The sequence below is a fragment of the Clostridioides sp. ZZV14-6009 genome, from assembly GCF_020658095.1.
Taxonomy (GTDB): domain Bacteria; phylum Bacillota; class Clostridia; order Peptostreptococcales; family Peptostreptococcaceae; genus Clostridioides.
In genome coordinates, this window is the sequence record NZ_JAGWDG010000007.1 from 1 (window position 1) to 23,150 (window position 23,150).

Annotated in this window: 18 protein-coding genes, 1 pseudogene and 1 other annotated feature; of the genes and pseudogenes, 16 read left to right on the top strand and 3 right to left on the bottom strand. The window is 29.5% G+C overall.

Going from position 1 to position 23,150, the window contains the following annotated elements; genetic code table 11:
• A partial coding sequence (locus tag KGF36_RS10715) for a transposase (RefSeq protein ID WP_227854701.1) occupies positions 1-312 on the top strand: 312 nt, incomplete at its 5' end.
• Positions 313-402: 90 nt separating this feature from the next.
• A pseudogene (locus KGF36_RS10720) lies at positions 403-900 on the top strand (GNAT family N-acetyltransferase); the annotation flags it as partial.
• Between the two features lie 376 nt (positions 901-1,276).
• Here KGF36_RS10720 and KGF36_RS10725 read toward each other — a convergent pair.
• A complete protein-coding gene (locus KGF36_RS10725; protein ID WP_227829442.1) occupies positions 1,277-2,095 on the bottom strand; it encodes a MerR family transcriptional regulator in 819 nt (272 codons plus the stop codon).
• Between the two features lie 162 nt (positions 2,096-2,257).
• On the opposite strand from KGF36_RS10725, the gene KGF36_RS10730 reads away from it, so the two are divergent.
• Both KGF36_RS10730 and KGF36_RS10735 read left to right on the top strand, forming a co-directional pair.
• Positions 2,258-2,842 (top strand): TetR/AcrR family transcriptional regulator, encoded by a 585-nt coding sequence (locus KGF36_RS10730; RefSeq protein WP_227829443.1) that lies wholly within the window; start codon positions 2,258-2,260, stop codon positions 2,840-2,842.
• A complete protein-coding gene (locus tag KGF36_RS10735) occupies positions 2,839-3,036 on the top strand; it encodes a hypothetical protein (RefSeq protein WP_227829444.1) in 198 nt (65 codons plus the stop codon). Before KGF36_RS10730 ends, KGF36_RS10735 begins: the two co-directional genes overlap by 4 nt.
• 81 nt (positions 3,037-3,117) lie before the next feature.
• Here the strand turns inward: KGF36_RS10735 and KGF36_RS10740 are convergent, their stop codons facing one another.
• Positions 3,118-4,860 (bottom strand): peptidase M3, encoded by a 1,743-nt coding sequence (locus KGF36_RS10740; RefSeq protein ID WP_227842772.1) that lies wholly within the window; start codon positions 4,858-4,860, stop codon positions 3,118-3,120.
• Positions 4,861-5,287: 427 nt separating this feature from the next.
• Here KGF36_RS10740 and KGF36_RS10745 point away from each other — a divergent pair, with 427 nt between their 5' ends.
• The 12 genes from KGF36_RS10745 to KGF36_RS10800 all read left to right on the top strand — a co-directional run bounded on the left by KGF36_RS10745 (position 5,288) and on the right by KGF36_RS10800 (position 21,380).
• Complete coding sequence (locus tag KGF36_RS10745; RefSeq protein ID WP_227829446.1) at positions 5,288-6,664, top strand: TrkH family potassium uptake protein; 1,377 nt, start codon at positions 5,288-5,290, stop codon at positions 6,662-6,664.
• Positions 6,665-6,897: 233 nt separating this feature from the next.
• Positions 6,898-7,569 carry a potassium channel family protein gene (locus KGF36_RS10750; RefSeq protein ID WP_227829447.1) on the top strand — a complete coding sequence of 224 codons (672 nt, stop codon included), beginning with the start codon at positions 6,898-6,900 and terminating at the stop codon, positions 7,567-7,569.
• 181 nt (positions 7,570-7,750) lie between these two features.
• Positions 7,751-8,548, top strand: a complete 798-nt coding sequence (locus KGF36_RS10755) for a TrmH family RNA methyltransferase (protein WP_227829448.1) — start codon at positions 7,751-7,753, stop codon at positions 8,546-8,548.
• Positions 8,549-8,734: 186 nt separating this feature from the next.
• Positions 8,735-8,969, top strand: a binding site (T-box leader).
• 49 nt (positions 8,970-9,018) lie between these two features.
• Entirely contained in the window at positions 9,019-10,038 is a 1,020-nt protein-coding gene (gene pheS / locus KGF36_RS10760; RefSeq protein WP_227829449.1) for a phenylalanine--tRNA ligase subunit alpha, read from the top strand.
• A 16-nt stretch (positions 10,039-10,054) separates the two neighbouring features.
• The gene (pheT, locus tag KGF36_RS10765; protein ID WP_227829450.1) at positions 10,055-12,448 is read left to right on the top strand and encodes a phenylalanine--tRNA ligase subunit beta; all 2,394 of its coding nucleotides are present in this window, start codon (positions 10,055-10,057) and stop codon (positions 12,446-12,448) included.
• A gap of 24 nt (positions 12,449-12,472) precedes the next feature.
• The gene (gene zapA / locus KGF36_RS10770) at positions 12,473-13,063 is read left to right on the top strand and encodes a cell division protein ZapA (RefSeq protein ID WP_227829451.1); all 591 of its coding nucleotides are present in this window, start codon (positions 12,473-12,475) and stop codon (positions 13,061-13,063) included.
• A gap of 201 nt (positions 13,064-13,264) precedes the next feature.
• Positions 13,265-13,945, top strand: coding sequence for a YoaK family protein (locus KGF36_RS10775; RefSeq protein WP_227829452.1), 681 nt, complete (start codon positions 13,265-13,267; stop codon positions 13,943-13,945).
• A 137-nt stretch (positions 13,946-14,082) separates the two neighbouring features.
• Entirely contained in the window at positions 14,083-16,524 is a 2,442-nt protein-coding gene (locus KGF36_RS10780; RefSeq protein ID WP_227850450.1) for a U32 family peptidase, read from the top strand.
• Between the two features lie 103 nt (positions 16,525-16,627).
• A complete protein-coding gene (locus tag KGF36_RS10785; protein ID WP_227829454.1) occupies positions 16,628-17,206 on the top strand; it encodes an HD domain-containing protein in 579 nt (192 codons plus the stop codon).
• Between the two features lie 35 nt (positions 17,207-17,241).
• Entirely contained in the window at positions 17,242-17,718 is a 477-nt protein-coding gene (locus KGF36_RS10790) for an NUDIX hydrolase (protein ID WP_227850451.1), read from the top strand.
• A 104-nt stretch (positions 17,719-17,822) separates the two neighbouring features.
• Positions 17,823-18,644 (top strand): nitroreductase family protein, encoded by an 822-nt coding sequence (locus KGF36_RS10795; protein WP_227842774.1) that lies wholly within the window; start codon positions 17,823-17,825, stop codon positions 18,642-18,644.
• Between the two features lie 243 nt (positions 18,645-18,887).
• The gene (locus tag KGF36_RS10800; protein WP_255287810.1) at positions 18,888-21,380 is read left to right on the top strand and encodes a diguanylate cyclase domain-containing protein; all 2,493 of its coding nucleotides are present in this window, start codon (positions 18,888-18,890) and stop codon (positions 21,378-21,380) included.
• A 313-nt stretch (positions 21,381-21,693) separates the two neighbouring features.
• On the opposite strand, the gene KGF36_RS10805 is transcribed toward KGF36_RS10800, so the two are convergent.
• Positions 21,694-23,145 (bottom strand): aminoacyl-histidine dipeptidase, encoded by a 1,452-nt coding sequence (locus KGF36_RS10805; protein ID WP_227829458.1) that lies wholly within the window; start codon positions 23,143-23,145, stop codon positions 21,694-21,696.
• Positions 23,146-23,150: the final 5 nt, after the last annotated feature.

Consider the following 23,150-nt stretch of genomic DNA (forward strand, 5'->3'; position numbering starts at 1 on the left):
ATGATTAAGAATCATAAATTAGCAGGTGCAATAAGTGAAGTTAGTTGGTATGAATTTAGAAGGTTACTTGAGTATAAAGCTACTTGGTATGGGAGATTAATTTCTGTAATAGGAAATACATATCCATCAAGTCAGTTATGTAGTGTATGTGCTCATAGAAATAAAGATGTAAAAAACTTATCACTTAGAAAGTGGGTTTGTTCAGAGTGCCATACACAGCATGACAGAGATATAAATGCCAGCATAAATATACTAAAAGAAGGATTAAGATTAGTGGGGATGGAACAGCCCTTAGAGCCTATGAATGCTTAGTGCAAAAGTGCTATCGAATAGGAATCTCAACCTTCAAACATTACCGAAGGTAATTAAGGTGGAGTAGTTCAAGCTGAAGATTCTGATAGAAAACTAATATATGATATGGCATTTGAGGAAGATGAGATATGGAAGTCAATGTTTGATAATAAAGAGGATTTTGACTGGTCTGACATTCATGATGAAGAATCTTACTTTTTTAGTAGTACTCCTGGTCTTAATAAATACTTGCTTATAGAATATGATAATCAAATTGTGGGGACCATTTCTCATGCATACAATGATGGGAAGATACCTAATATGGAGCTAGATATGTGGTTGCGTTCAATGAAATATACTGGTAAGGGGATTGGTTCAAAAGCTATGAAGTTGTTAATTGACAGCTTGACTAGAGACTATGAGATAGGCACATTTATTATTCGACCATGGATTAAAAATCCTCGTGCTATAAAGGCCTATGAAAAATGTGGTTTTGTGGTAAGTGATTGTTTTAATCCTAAAGATTATTATGGGAAACATTTCGGTAAATGGGGTCAAGGTGATTATCCAGAAGGTGAGAATGTGAATATGGTACTTTCAATAGAGTAGTTAACAATGCTATGAAAAAATACACTTTTGCTATTAGTAGTTCGATGTTTGGAAAATAAGATATTAGAATAAAAATAAATATTATTCGCTAGTTTGTAAGTTTAACAAAGGATATTTATACTCAGTGAAGAAATAAAATGTGAGGTCTAACAAGTTCCTATTAGTTAGGAAGCTTGTCAGACATTCTAGCAAAGTTTGAAAAAACGAAAGAATCTAAAGCCGATTGTAATTGATGGTTATAGCAATTTCTTAGTCATTAATTGGGATGTTTATTCAAAAGTAGTACTTAAAGTATGAATCTATGTTTAAAAGACTTATAAAGAAGTACAACAAGAGCTAGAATACAAATATTACATAAATAAAACATCATTGAAACTTATTTTTTTCTAACTGGAAAGCATACTTCTGTTACCCAATTATCAGAATTACTGTCTTGACCAGGTCCTATATGATAAATATTAAACATAGGGCCATCTACATCATAGTTATTGTCAGATATCCAATTACCAATAGCCTCACAAGCATCTGTAAGTTGATTGAAGTTTCCTTTTACAATAGCAGTTGCAGCAGTTACACTTGGAACAGTTCTAAACTTAACATTTTCAGTATCTTTATAATTTCCAGATACAGCAAGTTGTATCTCAACATCAACATAATTTTCTTTATACCCAACATCATAAAAGACTGCTTTAGAATAGTTAGGAACATCAACTTGTACATTATGCCCTTTTGTTTCTGAGCATAATTGATGCCATAGCATTCCTTCATCTTGATAAGTAGGTATAGTTCTTCTTAAAGTCATCATATATTTTGGAGCAAAGTCTTTTATAGTTACATCATAATTTTTCATAATATCAATCCTTTCAATTCTCTCAATAGTAGTTTCTATTTTTAATAGTTTTTTTTGCGTGTCTTCTAGATGTTCTCTTACTTGAGAATGGTGGATATTTAAATACCTTATCAAGCTTTCTCTATCATTGTATTCCGTCAAAATTTCTTTGATAGAAGATAAGCTAAATCCCATATCTTTTAAGGCATGGATTCTATTTGTAGTGGAAAGTTGATTTGCACTGTAGTATCTATAACCATTAATTTTATTTATATGAGTTGGTATTAAAAGTCCAATTTCATCATAGTGACGTAGCATGCGAATACTAATTTTACTAAGTTTTGAAAAATCGCCTATCTTAAACATATTTATATCTCCTTTATAAAGGTATTATTTTTGAGCTCAATCTCAATATAAACCATATCATAGTGGTAGAGTCAACTAAAAATTATATATTGACATATAATAAAAAAACCATTATACTGAACATGTTCAGAACAAAAAATGTAAATGTTTTGGAGGTATGTTATGATAAATAAAGAAAAAGATAAAGATGCGAGAGAGCGTATAATTGAAGTTACATTAAGGATTTTAGAAGAAGTAGAGGATGTTGATAAGATTACAGTTCGTCAAATTGCTGAACGTGCAGGGGTTGGAGTTGGATTAATAAATTATCATTTTAAGACTAAAGATAATTTATTGAGTATAGCAATAGGAGATACAATGTCAAATATAATAACAGAGTTATCGTATGATAGTGTATATACTCTAGATTCTGTTGAGAACTTAAAGGATTTATTGAAGAGACTGTGTGATATTGGTATACATTATGATAAGGTACTACCTTTTATATTGAATCAATGTATAATCAATGGAAATATGCAGGCACAACTTGCTATCATTCCTATACTTCGTAATATATTTGGGGACGAAAAAGACGAAATGAGTTTAAGAACTATTGCCTTACAAATTATTTTACCTATACAAATGGCGGCTTTATCACCAGAATCATTTCAATTATATAGTGGTACAAATATAAAAGTTAAACATCAGAGAGATAATTTTATTGATATTTTAATAGAAAATATTATCAAAGGGGATGATGTAAAATGAAACTTATAACTATTGGTGCAAGTATTATTACTGCTTTATTTTTTATTTCAACTATGATTTGTGGTTTTTGGATTAGAAATAACAAGGTAACAGATACAAGTTCTATTAAATTTCACATGAATAGTGCTATTTTTACAGGTGTGTTTTTATTGATTACTATAATTCTTTTAATTATGTACATAAAAAAATATTAATCTAACTGGGCAAATATACAAAACGTCAGAAGTAATAAAAGCAAAGGCTTATAAAATTTCTGACGTTTTTATTATTAAATGTTAAGAAGCATTTTCTAATTCAAGAGGGTTCTCTAGACCAAAATAATCGTATAAAGCTGAGCTTATTTCCTCCAAGTTTCCGCTTTCAAAAGGAGATTGTAGATTAACTTTTTCTACTACATCTTTAAATCCTGCATCTGTATTTTGATTTAAAAAATCCATGTATACATCAACAGCTTTTCTATAGTCATCCTGTGATAACTCCCATATTTGAAGAGATACATCAGATGCAAGGCCATAACTTAAATAGTAAAAAGGAACTTGGAAGTTATGAGATACAAGTATCCAAAATGGAGCATTTTTGTCTTTAAGTATCTTATTAGATACTCCATATTCTTCTTCTAAGTCAAAAAATAGTTTATTGATATCATTTAAGCTCATATATGGGTTTTTATATATAATTTCTTGAAACTCATCGTAAAGACAAGCATCAATAATAGTATTTAAAACAATCGATAAGTGTTCCTTTTTTATGGCTTCAGATTGTTTCCCAAAGAATTCATCAAAATACTTGTAAAATAAAATTTCTAAAGATGTAGAATGAACTTCGCATATATCAATACTTGGCTGTATCGTATTATTTAAGTTAATACTGTTGTAGTAATTATAAAAATGACCAAACTCATGGGCAAAGCTAGTAACACCTAAAAAAGAATTGTCCCATGTATTAAATAAAAAGGGTGCTTTGTACTTGTTTATATAAGTAGTATAACCTCCAGGTGATTTGTTCTTTCCAGAAGAATAATCGTATAAGTCATATTTTTTCATGTAATTAAAACACTCTTTTAATTTTGGAGATATATCTTCAAGTACTTTATCAAATTTTCTAAATGAACGATTCTTATATGCCTTAATATAAATAGAAGAGTCAGAAGGTTGTGATGTAACTTTCATATATAATGGAACTATATACTCTTTTACCTCACTTCTAAATTTTCTTGCATCCTCTTGGGAGTAATCTTTATTTAAATTTAAATAAGCATAATCGGTATAATTCTTAAAACCTAGTTTAGTTGCTATCTCAGTTCTCGTCTGCACAAGCTCTAAAAAAATATTACCAAATATAGGGTTGTATTTTTTTAAGTAATCTGAATAAATTTTTACATATTCTTCATAACTAAGATTGGGTTTTGACATAGCTTCTTCAAAATCTATTTCCATTCCATCTACTGATACAGTAGACTTAGATAATAAGTCTTCATATCTAACAACTAAGTCTTGCTCTTTTTTAAGTAGGTTTTCGACTTCTTCTGAATTAAGCTTTCCAATGTTTTTTAAATAATTAAATCCATCTTTTCCAATTTCTTTTTTTAGTTCTTTAGAAAACTTAGAATTTACAAATGTATCCTGAAAATCTTTGTATGCCATGTCAACATCCACAGATTTACTCATAAGGTACTTGTATTCCTTAGAGTAAAATTCATCTGATGAATCTATATTGTTTCTAAGTTTTGCTATAGTAAGTGTACTATAGAAGTCTTGGTAAATCTTATCGACATTATTAAATACGTTCAATTGCTCTTTGGCATTTTTACATGTTAAAAGTTTGTCGTTATATGTGTTAATATTTTCGCATACTGACTTTATATCAGGACGCTTATATTCCATTTTTTCAAAAGGAATAGTTCCTCTAACTGAATCTTTTTTTGAATCATTAGTATAATTTTTTATGTATAATGCAAATATAATAAAAATTACAATTAAAATTAGAGAAATAAATAATCTTTTCTTGGATTTAATCATAGAAATCCTCCAATCATGGATATAGTTATTAGTTATTTTACTATATTAAATATAAAAAATGCATATTAAGAAAATTTAACATAAAAATATGGACAAGATTATAAATAATATAAAAACTTAACTTCAAAAAAGTATATGAAAATTGTATTGGTAAAATGATAAATAAATTTTAAGTACAAAATGCGAAAAACTATTCTAATATTATACTTATTATATGCAAAAAATATAGGAATTTTTGATGTAATTGAAATTAAAAGACATATATAAAAATTTGCAATATTCCAAACAAAAATTATAAAAATTCATATCATTGTCTTTATACAATATTTATACTATAATAGAATAATAATTTAGAGGAAAGCTCTAAAAATAAACAAATTAAAGGTCTTAACAGTAATGATTTTATGTTAAGGAGGTATAAAGAAAGTTGAAAACAATAGTTAGAAGACTTATTCTCTACGCAGATGGAATGCGACCTACTCAAATAATGGTATCTGGGTTTGCAGCAATTATTTTAATTGGAGCCATATTGTTAACACTCCCGATATCGTCACAGAGTAGAGAGAGTATAGGCTTATTAAATGCTCTATTTACAGCTACTTCAGCGGTTTGTGTTACTGGTCTCGTTATGGTAGATACAGCAACTTATTGGAGTTTATTTGGACAGATAGTAATAATAACATTGATACAAATTGGTGGTCTTGGATTTATGACCGTAGCTACAATGTTTTCACTTATGGCACGAAAAAAAATACAACTAAGAGAAAGATTATTGATACAAGAATCATTAAACCAAGCAGATTTATCAGGGCTAGTAAGACTTACAAGATTTGTATTAATAATAACTATAACAATAGAGGGAATAGGTGCACTAGTTTTATCAACTGTCTTTATTCCACAATTTGGTTTATCTAGAGGAATATGGTATAGCATATTTCATGCAATATCAGCGTTTTGTAATGCCGGATTTGATTTAATGGGTAGTGTAAGTGGGCCATTTACATCGCTAAATTCTTATGTAAACAATGTTACAGTATCAATGACTATTTGCGCACTTATAGTGTTAGGTGGATTAGGATTTCCAGTTGTCCTTGATATTGTAAGAAAAAAAAGATTTTCAAAATTAAATGTGCATTCTAAAGTTGTTTTATTTTCAACTGTAATACTTATTTTAGTAGGTGCAATATTTATTTTTCTTATAGAGTTTAACCAAAAGGCCACTATGGCAGAATTACCTGTAAAAGGGAAAATATTATCAGCGATATTTCAATCAGTAACAGCAAGAACGGCTGGTTTTAATACACTTGATTTAGCTACTTTACGAGAAAGTAGTATATTTATAATGATAATTTTGATGTTTATTGGAGCATCACCTGCATCTACTGGTGGAGGTATCAAAACAACAACATTAGCAGTATTAATAATTACAGTTAGAAGTTTTTTATCAGGAAAATCTGATATAGAAGCTTTTGAGAGAAGACTAGCTCCAGCAACTATAAAAAAATCTCTAGGGATATTTGTAATTAGTATATCCGCAGTTATTTTTGGAACTTTGATTATTTCAATAACTCAACCTAAGTTTACGCTAGTTCAATCAGCATTTGAGGTTACTTCAGCACTAGCTACAGTTGGTTCAAGTTTAGCTGGAAGTTCAAACCTAAATGCTTTAGGTAAGGTTATAATAATAATCTTTATGTTTATGGGGAGAGTTGGTTCTCTTACTTTATTTATGGCTATACTTTCTGGAGGGAAAAGAAAGAGTCAGCCAGTTAGATACGCAGAAGGGAAGATTATGGTTGGATAGAGTACCATTTATGAGATAAATTGATTAATAATGATATATAATATAGGAAAATAAACTTAGATGTGATTAATTAAATAAATTAACTAATGATAGTAATAATCTAGGAAATAAATTTAGATATGATTAATCAAATAAAACAAAAATATTAAATATAAAAATTAAATTAATTTATCTATATAAAAGTTAATTTAATAGATATTATACAAATTGTGTGTTAGGGAGGAAGTTTCGAGATGAAGCAATATATAGTCATTGGGTGTGGGAGATTTGGAAGTTCAGTTGCATCTACTATGCATCTTTTAGGACATCAAGTAATGGCAATAGATAAAAATGAAGATTCAGTCCAAAGTATATCTGATAAAGTAACGCATTCACTTATAGTGGATGTTACTGAGGAACAAGCATTAAGATCATTGGGTCTAGGTAACTTTGATGTAGCAGTAGTTGCAATAGGTTCTGATATAAGAGCATCTATAATGGCGACTCTTATAGCCAAAGAAATGGGCGTAGAGTTGATAATATGTAAGGCAAAAGATGAATTACAAGCCAAAGTTCTTTATAAGATTGGTGCAGATAGAGTTGTATTCCCAGAAAGAGATATGGGAGTAAGAGTTGCACATAATTTAGTTTCTGACAATATATTAGACCATATTGAACTTGACCCAGAATATTCAATTGTTGAAATCGTAACTCCAAATGATTGGGTTGGTAAAACACTTGTAGAACTTGAGCTTAGAGCTAGATATGAGATAACTGTGCTTGCCATCAAGACTGGTAAAAATATAAATGTGACACCTTCTCCTGACGAGGAACTTACAGCTGGAAGTATATTGGTTATAATTGGTCAAAATACTAGTATAACAGCTATTACATCTGGAAATAAGGGTATAATTAGAAGAAGATAGTTTATTATTTAAGATATATTTGATTGCAATGAAAGTAGATAGTATCATATAATTATGAATAGTTATATGATACTATTTTTATTTTAATTGAGAATAGAGTTTTAATCGAAATCAAGATTTTAAAAGTAGGATAAAGAATGATAAGGAGGTTGTGCTAATATTAAGTTAGCATTTAGATAAAATGATTACAACTATAAGCAGTAAGGATAATGAAAAATTAAAATATACTAAAGCACTGTTAAAGTCAAAAAATAGAACAAAAGAGTCAAAGTTCATAATAGAAGGGTACAGAATAGTAGTGCTTGCACTTGAATGTAATGCAAATCTTGATTATGTATTTATCCATGAGGACTTTGAAAATAAAAAGGAACACGTGGAACTATTAGAAAACTTAGATAAAAAAAACACAAATGTATATAAGACTACTAATAAAAATTTTAAAGAACTTGTAGACACAGAAAATACTCAAGGTATAATAGGTGTAGTTTCATTTAAGGAAAAAAATTTAAAAGAAAGTATAAATGAAAAAGATAAGTTTGTATTGATTTTAGACAGAATACAAGACCCAGGAAATATGGGGACCATAATAAGGACTGCTGACTCTGCTGGAGTAGATGCAATAATAGCACTAAAGGGATGTGTCGATATATACAATCCAAAGGTAATTAGGTCAACTATGGGTTCTATTTTTGATATGAATATAATTAATGCCCTACAAGATGAGACTGCAGATGTACTTAAATCACAAGGGTTTAATATAGTTTCAAGTTATTTAAATACAGATAATTTTTATGACAAAATAGACTATGGCTCAAAAGTAGCTTTGGTGATAGGAAACGAAGCAAATGGGATAAATGAAGAGCTTGTATCAAAATCTGATATTTTGGTTAAAATACCTATATATGGCAAAGCTGAGTCGTTAAATGCCGCAATAAGTTCTGCTATACTGATGTATGAAATAAAAAAATACTTAATTTAATGTATTGTAATAAATATAATGTCGTGTTATAATCTTGAATTAAATAGTAGAGTATCAAAAATAGTCAATATATTTTAAAAATGATTGATAAAAATATTATGTGATTGTACTTTAAAATAGTCACAATAAGATAATCACAAAATGTAGATATAAATGATATAATACTAAAATAAACAATATAATATTGTAAATGCAATGAAAGAGGAAAGTATTTTGATTAAACTTAGTAAAGAGATAAACACCGAGGCTGGGAGTGTTTTCTAAGAGGTCAGGAGAAGTTCCCTCTGGAGTAACAAAGCTGAAATTTGATAGTAGGCTTTGACGTGAAAAACGCGTTAAGTTTGTTAGAGGTGGTTTGATGATTTTTAGATTGTTAAACTACTAGGGTGGTACCGCGAAACTATAGCCTTTCGTCCCTAGACAGGGATTGAGGGGCTTTTTTTATACAAAAAAACGAAAGGGTGATATGTGTGCAAGAAAAATTACTTGCTTTACGTGAAGCAGCTTTAGCTGAAATAAAAGAGGCACAAAGCATAGAAAGTGTAGAAAGTTTAAGAGTTAAGTATTTAGGAAAAAAAGGTGAGATAACTGCCATACTTAAAGAGATGGGTAAATTATCTGCTGAAGAAAGACCAGTAGTTGGAAAAGTTGCCAATGATGTAAGAGAGAATATTGAACTTAGCATAAATTCTAAAAAAGAAGAAATAAATGCTATTGAAAAAGAAAGAAAATTAAGAGAAGAAGTAATAGATGTTACTCAACCTGGAAAAGTATTAAAAGTTGGAAAGAAACATCCAATAACTCAAATTATAGATGAAGTAACAGATATATTTATCGGAATGGGATTCTCTATAGCAGAAGGTCCAGAAGTTGAAACAGTAGAAAATAACTTTGATGCATTAAACGCTCCTAAAGACCATCCATCAAGAGATATGAGTGATACATTCTATATCAATGATGGTGTATTACTTAGAACTCAAACGTCTCCAGTTCAAGTAAGATCTATGAGAAGTCAAGAGTTACCAATTAAAGTAATAGCACCAGGTAGATGCTTTAGATTTGATTCACCAGATGCGACACATTCACCAATGTTCCATCAAATAGAAGGGCTTGTTGTTGGAAAAGATGTTACTATGGCAGAATTTAAAGGAACTATGGATATCTTCGTTGAAAAATTGTTTGGTTCTGATATCAAAACTAAGTTTAGACCTCATAACTTCCCATTTACAGAACCAAGTGCAGAGGTTGATGTTACTTGTTTCAAATGTGGTGGTAAAGGTTGTCCAATGTGTAAGTATGAAGGTTGGATAGAAATATTAGGTTCAGGTATGGTTCATCCAAATGTACTTAGAAATTGTGGAATAGACCCAGAAGTTTACAGTGGATTTGCATTTGGAGTTGGGGTTGAAAGACTTGCAATGCTTAAATATGAAATAGATGATATTAGATTATTATTCGAAAATGATATGAGATTCTTAAATCAATTTTAATTAGGAGGGTGTGTAGATGTTAGTATCTTTAAAATGGCTTAGAGACTATGTTGATATAGACATGGATGTAAAAGAGTTCGCTGATAAAATGACAATGACAGGAACTAAAGTTGAAACAATAGATTATTATGGTGAAGAAGTAGAAAATATATTAGTTGGAAAGATTTTAGAAATAAAACAACATCCAAATGCTGATAAGTTAGTTGTAACTAAAGTAGATGTTGGAGAGAAAGTTGTTCAAATAGTTACAGGAGCTACAAATATATCAGAAGGAGATTATATTCCAGTAGCTGTAAATGGTTCTAAATTACCTGGAGGAGTTGAAATTACACAAACTGACTTCAGAGGGGAATTATCAGATGGTATGATGTGTTCAGCAGCTGAATTAGGTATAGATGAACATTATATTGAAGAATACAAAAGAGGTGGTATATATATTTTAGACCACGAAGACTCTTATGAATTAGGAAAAGATGTAAAAGATGTTTTAGGATTAAATGATGCTTTAATAGATTTTGAATTAACTTCAAACAGACCTGACTGCAAATGTATGATGGGTATAGCTAGAGAAGCAGCTGCAACTATAGGAACAAAAGTAAAATATCCTGAAATAGAAGTAAAAGAAAGTGATGAAGAAATAGACTTCAAAGTTGAGATAGATAATCCAGATTTATGTAGAAGATATGTTGCCAGAATGGTAACTGATGTAAAAATAGAACCTTCTCCATACTGGATGCAAAGAAGACTTACAGAAGCAGGTGTAAGACCTATAAGCAACATAGTTGATATAACGAACTTTGTAATGTTAGAGCTTGGTCAACCACTTCATGCTTTTGATATAAACCAAGTAGAAACAGGAAGAATAGTAGTAAGAACTGCTAAAGACGGAGAAAAGCTTGTAACACTAGATGATGTTGAAAGAACATTAGACAAAGATATGTTAGTTATAACAAATGGAGAAAAGTCACTTGGTCTAGCTGGTGTAATGGGTGGTGCAAACTCAGAAATAACTGATAAGACAAAGACTGTACTTTTCGAAAGTGCCAATTTCAAACCAGAAAACATAAGAATGACAGCTAAAAAAGTGGGAATTAGGTCAGAAGCATCTTCAAGAAATGAAAAAGCCTTAGACCCTAATCTTGCAGAAATAGCAGCAAATAGAGCTGTACAACTTGTTGAGATGTTAGGAGCAGGAAAAGTATTAAAAGGAACTGTTGATGTATATCCAAATAAACCAGAACCTAAAAAATTGGTGGTAAATCCTCAAAGAATCAACCATCTTTTAGGTGTAGATGTTCCAATGGAACAGTTTGTAGGAATTTTAGAATCATTAGAATTTAAATGTAATTTAATTGCTGATGATAAGCTAGAAGTAGATGTACCAAGTTTCAGAACAGATATGGAACAAGAAGCTGATGTATGGGAAGAAATAGCTAGAATTTATGGATTTGAAAATATACCTTCTGTACAATTAGAAGGAAATACAACAGCAGGAGTTAAAACTTCAAAACAAAAATTCATGGAAGCACTAAAAAATAATTCAACTGCTGTAGGATTAAACGAAATATTAACATATTCATTTGTAAGCCCTAAGGGAGTTGACAAGATAAGAGTACCAGAAGGTAATATAAAGAGAAATTTTGTTAAGTTGATGAACCCATTAGGAGAAGAAACTTCTGTAATGAGAACTACTTTAATACCAAATATGTTAGATGTTTTATCAACTAATGTATCTCATAAAATAGAAGAAGTATCAGCATTTGAGTGTGGACATATATTCATACCACAAGATTCAGAACTTCCTATGGAAGTAAATAGAATGTGTGTAGGTATGTATGGCAAGGACGTAGATTTCTTTGCATTAAAAGGAACTATAGAAACTGTACTTATTAATGTAGGATTCAAAGATTATGAAATTGAACCTCAAGATAATAATACTACCTTCCACCCTGGTAGATGTGCTAAAATAGTGTATAATAATAAATATGTAGGTACATTAGGTGAATTGCATCCAGATGTTATAGAAAACTACAATCTAGGTCAAAGAGTTTATGTTGCTGAAATAGATATTGATTTTGTATTTGATAATTCTGATAGAACAAAGAATTATGTGCCATTACCAAAATATCCATCTACATCAAGAGATATAGCTCTTATTGTTAAGGATGATGTATTTGTAAAGCAAATAGAAGATATAATAAAGGAAAATGGTCAAGGATTAGTAGAAAGCTACAAATTATTTGATGTTTACAAAGGTTCTCAAATAGAAGCTGGATATAAATCAATTGCATATTCAATAACTTATAGAAGCAAAGATAAGACTCTAACAGATGAAGAAGTAGCTAAGGTGCATGATAAGATATTAAGTGAATTAAGCGAAAAATTGAATGCTAACTTAAGATCAAATTAACAACTAATGTCGTGGGAGGTTAGGATGAACAAAGTAATGGTGAAAATCCATGGCGTTGAGTATCCAATGGTTGGAGACAAGTCAGAGAAGTTTATGATTAGTATTGCTGATTTTGTTGATAAAGAAATGGATAAGATAACACGTCAAAACCCGAAACTAAGCTTATCAGTTGCTGCAATATTAACTGCATTAAATATATCAGACCTTTTATTTGAATGTTCAGATGAAAATGAGAGGTTGATTAAAGCTAATGAAGAATTGAGCAAGAAGGTTGGTTCATCTAACGAAGAGCTTCAATTAGAAATCAAATCTTTAAAACTTACAATAGCAGAGAAAGAAGCAGAAAATCGTGAAACTGAAGCTAAAATGAAAGAGTTAATTGAGATTATAGAGAATAAAAAGCAAGAAATATTTGAACTTAGTAATACAACAGAAGGCTCTAAAGCCGAGTTAGATGCTTATAAAAACAAGATAGAAGAGTTAACTGCTCAGCTTGAAGAATCAAATGAAAGAGCTACTATAGCTGAAAATTTAGCTTCTGAGTTTCAAAACAAGGCTTATGATTTACAGCTAAAATGTACAGGGTTAAATAATGATGTAAAAAACGTGGAATAAATTAAAAGATTTGCTGTCTCTTGTTTTTTGAGACAGCTTCTTTTAATTTATAAATAATAAATATAAATAACATATAATGTATATATAACTAGTGTATACATTGTATGCAAATATAAAATTTTATTTTAATATTAAAATAAAAAATGATATCTAAAAGAATTTTGATTTGGTATCTATCAGTAGAAAGTGAGATGTTTATATATGACAAAACAGAGCCAGATGTCTGAATCATTCTTCTTATGTGCCTTATTGGCGATAATAGGAGGATTTTTAGATATTTATACTTATGTAGTAAGAGGAAAAGTATTTGCTAATGCACAGACTGGAAACATAGTCTTACTAGGACTTAATATAGCAGAAGGTAATATAAAAAAATCTTTTTATTACTTGATTCCTATTTTGGCATTTATGTTAGGTGTATTTATAGCAGAGAAAATAAGAAAGTACTTTAAAAAGAATTCTAAGATTCATTGGCGTCAAGTTATCGTTATAATTGAAATGATTACAATACTTGTGGTTTCTTTTGTACCTAGAGGGCAATTTAATATGTTTGTAAATATTGCTATTTCTTTTATTTCTTCAATGCAAGTAGAGAGTTTTAGAAAGGTAAATGGAAATAGTTTTGCAACTACAATGTGTACTGGAAATTTAAGAAGTGCGACAGAAACATTATTTCATTATATACAGACTAAGAATATTTTTATGATAAAAAAGAGTTTGCAGTATTATTCTATTATTATATTCTTTATATTTGGAGCTATTTTAGGTACTTTTTTTACAAGAATTTTTGTAGAAAAATCAATCCTAATATGTTTCTTTATTTTGGCAGTAGTCTTTGGAATTATGTTTATCAATAAAGATGATTCATTTAATGAAAATTAACTTAATGTAAATTGATAAAAAAATGGAGTCATTATTTGATATACTTTATATAGTAAATAGTGTATAAATTTAATGTAAATATTTATGTTATAGATATAATTATATTAACCTAATAAGTATAAATAGAGGAGAAAAATATGAAAAAAATAGAATTACTTGCACCAGTTGGCTCTTTTGATTCACTGAAAGCAGCAGTACAAAATGGAGCAAATGCTGTGTACTTAGGTGGAAAAGACTTTAGTGCTAGAGCATCTGCAAATAACTTTGATAGAAATGAACTGATTGAAGCTGTTAAATATTGTCATATAAGAGGAGTACAAGTATTTGTCACTGTAAATACATTGATAAAACAGTATGAGATAGATGATTTTGTCGAGTATGTAAAATTTTTATATGATATAGATATTGATGCATTAATAGTTCAAGATATAGGTATGGCAAGGCTTATAAAAAAATTACTACCTGATTTTGAATTACATGCAAGTACTCAGATGGTAGCTCATTCATTAGAGGATGTAAAATACCTTCAAAGTGTAGGATTTGATAGAGTGGTCTTGGCAAGAGAATTAAATGTTGATGAGATAAAATGGATTTGTGAAAATACAACTGTAGATATAGAAGTATTTGTGCATGGGGCTTTATGTGTATGTTATTCAGGTCAATGTCTTATGAGTAGTATGATAGGAAACAGGTCTGGAAACAGAGGTAGATGTGCACAACCATGTAGACAAAAATATGAGTTAATAGATATAAATACAGGTGAAGTAGTAAATAGTAATGGAGAGTATTTATTAAGTCCTAGAGATTTAAGTACTATAGAAGATTTAGATAAAATAATCGAAGCAGGAGTATTATCTCTAAAAATTGAAGGAAGAATGAAAAAGCCAGAATATGTAGCTACTGTAGTTTCAGGGTATAGAGAAGCGATTAATGAGTTTATAAGTAGGAATAAAATAAATATTTCTGAGGAAATAATAAATAATTTGTATACTATCTTCAATAGAAAGTTTACTAAAGGATATATATTAGGTGAAGTTGGTAAGGATATAATGAATTCTGATAGACCTAACAATCAAGGTCTATATGTTGGAAAAGTTTTAGACCATAATAGAAAAACAAAGAGACTTAGAGTGATACTAGAGAATACCCTTAAAAAAGGGGATGGAATCAACTTAGGTGGAGGGACTATTGGAAGAATTATAAAAGATGGAGAGATAACTACAATAGCACACAAAGGAGATTTAATCGAATTAGACTTTATTGGGGAAGCAAAGAGAAATCAACTTATATTCAAGACTTCAGACAGTGAATTAATGGACAAAGTACAGTCTACATTCCAGCAAGATAAAGAACTTATAAAAACTAACATAAGTGCAAAAGTAAGTATTAAATTGGGTGAAAAACCAGTACTTTCTATAAGTGATTTTTGTGGTAATAAAGCAGTTGTAGAGGGTGAAAAGGTAGCTGAAAAAGCTATAAAGGTTGCTTTAAGTGAAGAAAAAATCGAAACACAGATTCAAAAACTTGGAAATACGCCTTATAAATTAAAAAATATAGAAATTGATTTAGATGAAGGTGTAAGTATGCCTATAAGTATATTAAATCAAATGAGAAGAGATTGTATTGAGCTTTTGGATGAAGAAAGAATAAAGATAAAAGATAGAAAATTTAAGGAAAGCAAATTAAAATACAGACCAATTAAAATAAATCGACATAAAGAATTTAATACAACTCCTAAACTTAGAGTTAAAGTTAAGAATTTAGAGCAATTAGAAGCAGTACTAAAATATAATGTAGATTTAATTTATTATGAAGATATAAACACGTTATCTGAAGCTTTGGAAATGGCTTCAAGTGAAGAAACACCTAGTCTTGAAGATAGATTAATCTATTCAGCACCAAGAATTATTAGAAATAGAGAATACAAACAGTTTGAAGTATTAGATAACATAAAAGGGCTTAATAAAATTCAAGTTGGCAATTGGGGTTCTATGGATTATTTTAAAGATAAAAATCTAAATATAGATTGCTATTTGAATACTTTTAATAGTGAAAGTATAAATCACTTTAGGGATGTAGGAGCAAGTACGGTTTGTTTATCACAAGAGTTAAATTTAAGTGAGATTGAACAAACGTTAAAATATACAGATGCAGAAATTGAAGCAGTGATATATGGATATACGCCTATGATGGTCACAGAATACTGTCCTATGGGGGTTGTTGTTAGAGATTGTAAAAAAGATAAGAGAGTAGCTAAATGTAAGGAGAGCAGTTATGCTCTGAGAGATTTTACAGATGCAAGTTATAGGATAACACAAGATATATTCTGTAGAAGCACTATTTACAATTCAAAGGTCACTTGTATGTTGGACAATCTTTATGAATTAGATGAAATTGGAGTAGATATATTTAGAATAGATTTTACAGTGGAAAATAGTGAAATGGTAAAAAAAGTTATTGAAGCCCATATTGAGGTTTTAAACAATAATTATAAACTTGGAGAAAAAGCTACTAATTTATATAAGCAATTGGACGAAATTGGAACAGTTGCAGGACACTACTATAAAGGTGTAGAATAGATATAACATGAAAAATATACATAAATATATAAAAAAACTTGAATTTATGTATATTAATATAAAAAAATATCATATATATGAAAAAACAGGGGGATTTCTGAAAATGAGAGAAGAAGCTTTAGAGATTTTATTTAAGTATTTAGAAACTGATAGAATGAGAAAACATTGCTATGCAGTTGAAGCAGTTATGAAAGATTTAGCCAAAAGACTAGAGCCAGAAAAAGAAGAAAAATGGGCAGTTGCAGGTCTTTTACATGATTTGGATTCAGATATAGTTGGAAGAAAGCCAGGAGAAATCTGTGAAGGTCATGCAACAACGACTGTAGAACTTCTTAAAAAAGAAAATTTTGGTGATGAAGAAATGTATAGAGCAATACTTGGTCATCATGATGGTATGGGAGTTACAAGAACTAGCCTAATGGAAAAAGCTATATATGCAGCAGACCCTATAACTGGATTTATAACTGCAATAGCTTTAGTTTATCCAGATAAAAAACTTACAAGTGTAAAGACAAAATCTGTAATTAAAAGAATGAAAGAAACAAGATTTGCTTCAAATGTAAATAGAGATGCGATGAGAAGTATAGAAGATATAGGTATTCCATTTGATGAATTTGCTGAGCTTTCTCTTAATGCAATGAAGAATATTAGTGATGTACTTGAAAACAATGAAAATGAGTAAATGAAAAATAGAAAAGAGAAAGTAAGGCGAATTATATGAAACTTACGACTATTTGTTATATAGAAAAAGATGGTAAGACTTTAATGTTGTATAGAAATAAGAAGAAAGATGATGTACATGAAGGTAAATATGTAGGTGTTGGTGGAAAGTTTGAGCAGGGAGAAACACCTGAAGAATGTATAATCAGAGAAGTTAAAGAAGAAACAGGTCTTACTATTAAGTCATTAACATATAAAGGATTGATAACTTTTCCAAAATTTAAAGATGAAGAAGATTGGTATATGTTTTTGTATTTTTCAGATGAATTTGAAGGAACTTTATCTAGCAAAGATTTAGATGATTGTAAAGAAGGCAAATTACTTTGGGTTGATAATGATAAAATATTTGACTTAAATATGTGGGAAGGTGACAGGTTATTTTTAGATTGGGCTAAAACAGGCAAAATTTTTAGTGCAAAGATAATATATGATAATGGCAAATTGAAAGATTACAGTGTAAATTTCTTAGATTAATTAAAAAATTAAAGCTTGTATATTGTTAAAAAAATAAAAATTGACTTAGACAACTATTTGATTTATACTAGAGTGAAAATTTTAAAATGGAGGAATAAGCTGGAATGATAGACATAAATTTAGACAAATGTGTAGGATGTGGCATGTGTGAGTCAGACTGCCTTGTAAATGCAATAAGAGTTAAAGAAGATAAAGCAAAGGTGAAAAATATTCTCTGTATTAACTGTGGTCACTGTATGGCGATATGTCCAACAGATGCAATAGAAATGCAGGGATTTGATAAAAATGAAGTATTAGAATTCAATCATGAAAAATTTGATTTAGAGCCTGAAAAATTACTAAACTTCATCAAATTTAGAAGAAGTATAAGAAGCTATAAAGACATAGAGGTAGAAGAAGAAAAAATAAAAAATATAGTAGAAGCAGGAAGATACACACCAACAGGTGGAAATAGACAACCTATAAGATACATATTAGTAAAAGAAAAACTAAAAGAAGTAAAAGAATTAGCAATAGAAGGGCTTTATAACTTGGCATTAAACACTGATGATGAAGACCCTGTACGTTCTATGTATAAAAATACATTTAAGAGAATGTACAAAAGATATAAAGAAGAAGGATATGATTCTCTATTTTATGATGCACCATTACTTATGGTAGTTGTTGGTGACACTTCTTTAGGAGGAAGTGTATATGTAGATGGTGGATTAGCTGCATCTAATATGGAGCTTATGGCTTATTCTCAAGGATTAGGAATGTGTTACAATGGATTTTTCGTTATGGCATCAAATGTAGAGCCAAAGTTAAAGGAATTATTGGGAATGAATGATAATGAAGCAGTTATAACTTCATTTATATTGGGATACCCAAGTGTAAAATATAAGAGAACTGTAAATAGAAATAGTGCTAAATTTGAAATAAGATAGAACTTAAAATGTATTATATACTAGCGATTAATACGAGAGAATGTATATATTTAATATAGCAAATTTATTGTAATAATCAAATAAATCAGTTATAATTTAGATATATTGTATATAAAAGGATATTTAAATTTTTAAGTAAATTTTTATATCCTTTTATATGCTAATCTATTTTTTCATATCTAAAAATTTATATAGTAATTTGCACTGTAAATCTTAATTATTTGCACTGTAAATCTTAATTATATGGAGGAGTGTATAGTGAATTCAAAAAAATTACTTTTATTAATTATTGTAATTGCGTCTATATTCACTTCTGGCATATTTCCTTTTAATGTTAATGCTTTAGGTAGTGATAGTCGTACTATTCGGGTTGCTTATCCTATTCAAAAAGGTCTAACTGAACTAGATAAGCAAGGTAAATACTCTGGATATACATATGAATATTTGTTGGAAATTGCGCAATATACTGGATGGAATTATGAATTTGTTCAAGTATCTGGAGATGAAAATGAAATTCTTACAAAACTAATGAAAATGCTAGAAAAAGGTGAGATTGATATAATGGGAGGCATGTTATACAATGAGCAGATGGAAAAATTGTATAATTATGCAGGTAATAGTTATGGAGTAGTAAATACAGTATTGCAAGTATTATATGAAAATACAGCTATTGATAGTATAAGTTTAGAATCTATGAAAGAAATTCGTATTGCTGTAATAGAGAATTCTAATACTAGGCTTAAAGAATTAAATGAATATTGCAAGATGAATTTAATATCACCTAAATTAGTATATTGTAAGTCACAAGAAGAACAGTTACAAGTACTAAAGAATGGTAAGGCAGATGCACTGCTTAATGTGAGTATGAGTCCAATAGAAGGTGTGCGTACTATAGCTAAATTCTCACCAAAACCATTCTATTTTATTACACCTAAAGGTAATACAGACCTAACTCAAAGGCTCAACTCAGCAATTAACAATATTGAACAGACAGACCCATATTTTTCAACTACTCTATATGAAAAATATTTTACACCAGAAAATAATAAGATGCTTTTGTCTGATGATGAAACTACATATATTAAAGATATAGATACATTAAAAGTTGGGGTACTTTTAAATAAGCCACCATTTCAAAACATAGATGAAAAAACAGGCGAATTAAAAGGGATATCAATAGATTTATTGAATCATATATCTGACAAAACTGGACTGAAATTTGAACTGGTACCTGCAAAGTCCCAAAAAGATTTGGACAAAATGACTGAAAATCATGAAATTGATATTGTAGCAGGAATGATTTATGATTATGAAAATTCTCGTAAACACAATGTAACTATGTCTCGGTCATTCGTTTCTACTCAATACATTATGATGATTAACAATAAATTAAATGAGAATAGTTTGGATGGAAAACGTCTAGCTCTACCTAAAGGTATCATTTATGATAATTATTTTAAGGGAGATGTTGTATGGTATGATACTTTGGAAGAGTGTATAGAAGCCGTCAACAAGGGAGATGTAGATTATACTTATGGAGAAGGCTATTCTATACAGTACTATATGAATCAACCTAAGTACAAAAATGTACGTTTAGTTCCACAGACTTATGAGCCACAGAGTATTTGCTTTGGTATAGTTAAACCAAGTAAGCAGGAATTATTGGGTATATTTAATAAAGCTATTATAAGTATTCCATCAGAAAAGATGCAATCAATTATTTATCAAAATACTACATATAGACAAGATTTTTCACTGCTTTATATTATGCAACAAAATCCAATTGAAACTGTTTTAATAGTTGCTAGTTTATTACTTTGTATTATTGGAGGTATGGCATGGAGCTTGCATACACGTAAAAGTATGAATCAGAAAATCTCTTTGGAACTTAAAAAGCACTCTGAAGTGTATGAAATGGCAAGTGAATACTTTTTTGAATATGATTATAGACAAGATAAATTGATAGTTTCTATGAAAGGGAAAGGAATTAGTACTTATTATGGTATAAGTAAGAGTGATAATAGTACTATGAGTGAAATTGAAATAGAATATAATAAAAAGTTTTCTGATGTAATCAAATCACAGGAAAATGGGACTACTGAAATGTATTCTCTCTGCTCTGATGGTAATTGTCACTGGATTAGGATTACTTCAAAAATAATTTATAATGAAAAAAATGTACCAGTGTATGTAATTGGAAAAATATCTAATATTGATTCTGAAAAAGAGGAAAAGGATAGGTTACTGGATAAGGCTCAAAAAGATGGTTTAACAAATATTTTTAATGCAGCATATATTAGAAAGTTAACAGCAGAAAGTTTATCGACTTTATCTCCTAACAAAAACGGAGCTTTGCTAATTTTAGATATCGATTATTTTAAGTCTATTAATGACAATTATGGACATTTAGTTGGAGATGAAGTATTAATTGATGTTGCAAAAATGCTTGAAAGAAGTTTTGAAAAAGATGATATTGTAGGTCGCTTGGGTGGAGACGAATTTAGTATCTACATTAGAGATATAATAAATAAGGAAGAACTTGTCGCTAAATGTAATTATGTATATGAACAGATTCACCTTATAAAGTTACCAAATGGAAAAAGTGTATCTATAAGTATGGGTGTAGCGATAACAAAATATGGACAGAAATATGATGAATTATACAAAATGGCAGACGATGCTCTTTATGATTCTAAGAAGCAAGGAAGAAATAAATTTAAAATAGTAGAAGTATAATTTTTAGAAAGATTTACTATAGAAATTAGAAATAAGATATAATTGAACGAGTTTTGTATAATTGTAAATAAAATAGAAGTGTTAATTTATATAAGATGAAGTATAAAAATATAATAAATTTCTAAATAGAAAGTATATAATAAATCTTTTTAAAGTGAAAATAATAAAGCCTAATGATGTATGTTATTATCATCATTAGGCTTTATTTCTATAAATTAATGCTAAAATTAAACTTGATGCTAACATTAGTCTTAATTTACAGGGTTAATTTTATATAGATTTACTTAGAATTAAAATCTCTTAAAACTTAGTCTTAATATTGGTTCATAGATTTTAATATTTCAATAACATAATCCCAAACATTAGCAATAGAAGGTATACTAACGTGTTCTTTTGGAGTATGAACATCAAACATATCTGGTCCTATAGAGATAGCTTCAGCATGAGGAAGTTTATCAAGTAATAATCCACACTCAAGACCAGCATGTAGAGCCATAACAGTAGGAACTTTACCAGTTAATTTCTCGTAAGTTTCACTACATATTTTTTCTAATTTAGAACCTTTTTTAAATTCCCAAGCTGGATATTGAGATGTAAGACCATAGTTAGCACCTAAAGCTTGAGCTAAAAGTCTTATTCTATCAGCTATCTCATCTCTAATAGACATAACAGAACTTCTAACAGAAGTTAAGAATTCAATAGTAGATTCTTTAGTTTCAATTATAGCGAAGTTAGTAGAACTTTCAACTAGCCCTTCTATATCAAGACTTACAGATTGAACACCGTGAGGAGTTAAGCTTGACATTTGAATAACTTTTTCTTTGCAGTCTTTAGTAAGAGCTTTAGTTGCAGAAGTTTCAACTACTGAATAAGCCATATCAGGGTCAGAAGTAGTAAACTCATGTTTAAATGCAGTTAAAATATCATTTATTTGTTTTTTAGCAGATTCAACATCAGCTTTATCAACGGCTATTACACACTTAGCTTCACGAGGTATAGCATTATGCTTAGTACCACCATCAACTGAAACCAATTCGTAATCAACATCTAGTACGCTTAATACTCTAGCTATTGCTTTGTTAGCATTTGCTCTTTGTAAAACAATTTCCATACCAGAATGTCCACCTAATAATCCAGTAACTTCAACTAATAAAGCTTGTTTGTCAGCTCCAACTTCTTTGTACTCAACAGGTAGACTAACAACACAAGTTTTACCACCAGCACAACTAACTAACAGGTATCCTTCTTCCTCGGAGTCCATGTTTAAGATATATTGACCTTTGATTAAGCTTGGGTCTAATGCATCAGCACCGTTCATACCATCTTCTTCATTAACAGTAACTAAAACTTCTAATGCTGGATGCTCTAAAGTATTATCTTCTAATATAGCCATACCCATAGCAACAGCGATACCATTGTCAGCTCCAAGAGTAGTTCCAGTAGCGTATATCATATCACCATTAATTCTTAATTTTATAGGGTCTTTAAGAAAATCATGTTCAACATTCTTTTCTTTTTCACAAACCATATCCATATGTCCTTGAAGAACTACTCCTGGACAATTTTCATATCCTTTTGTAGCAGGCTTTCTTATTATTATGTTTAAACTTTCATCTTGGATAGTTTCAAGCCCTAAATTTTTACCAAAGCTAAGTAAATAATCACTTATGCCTTTCTCGTTTCCAGAACCTCTAGGAATTTGAGATATTTTCTCAAAGTTTTTAAAAACATTTTCTGGCTTTAATCCTTCTAATACGTTTCCCATGACTT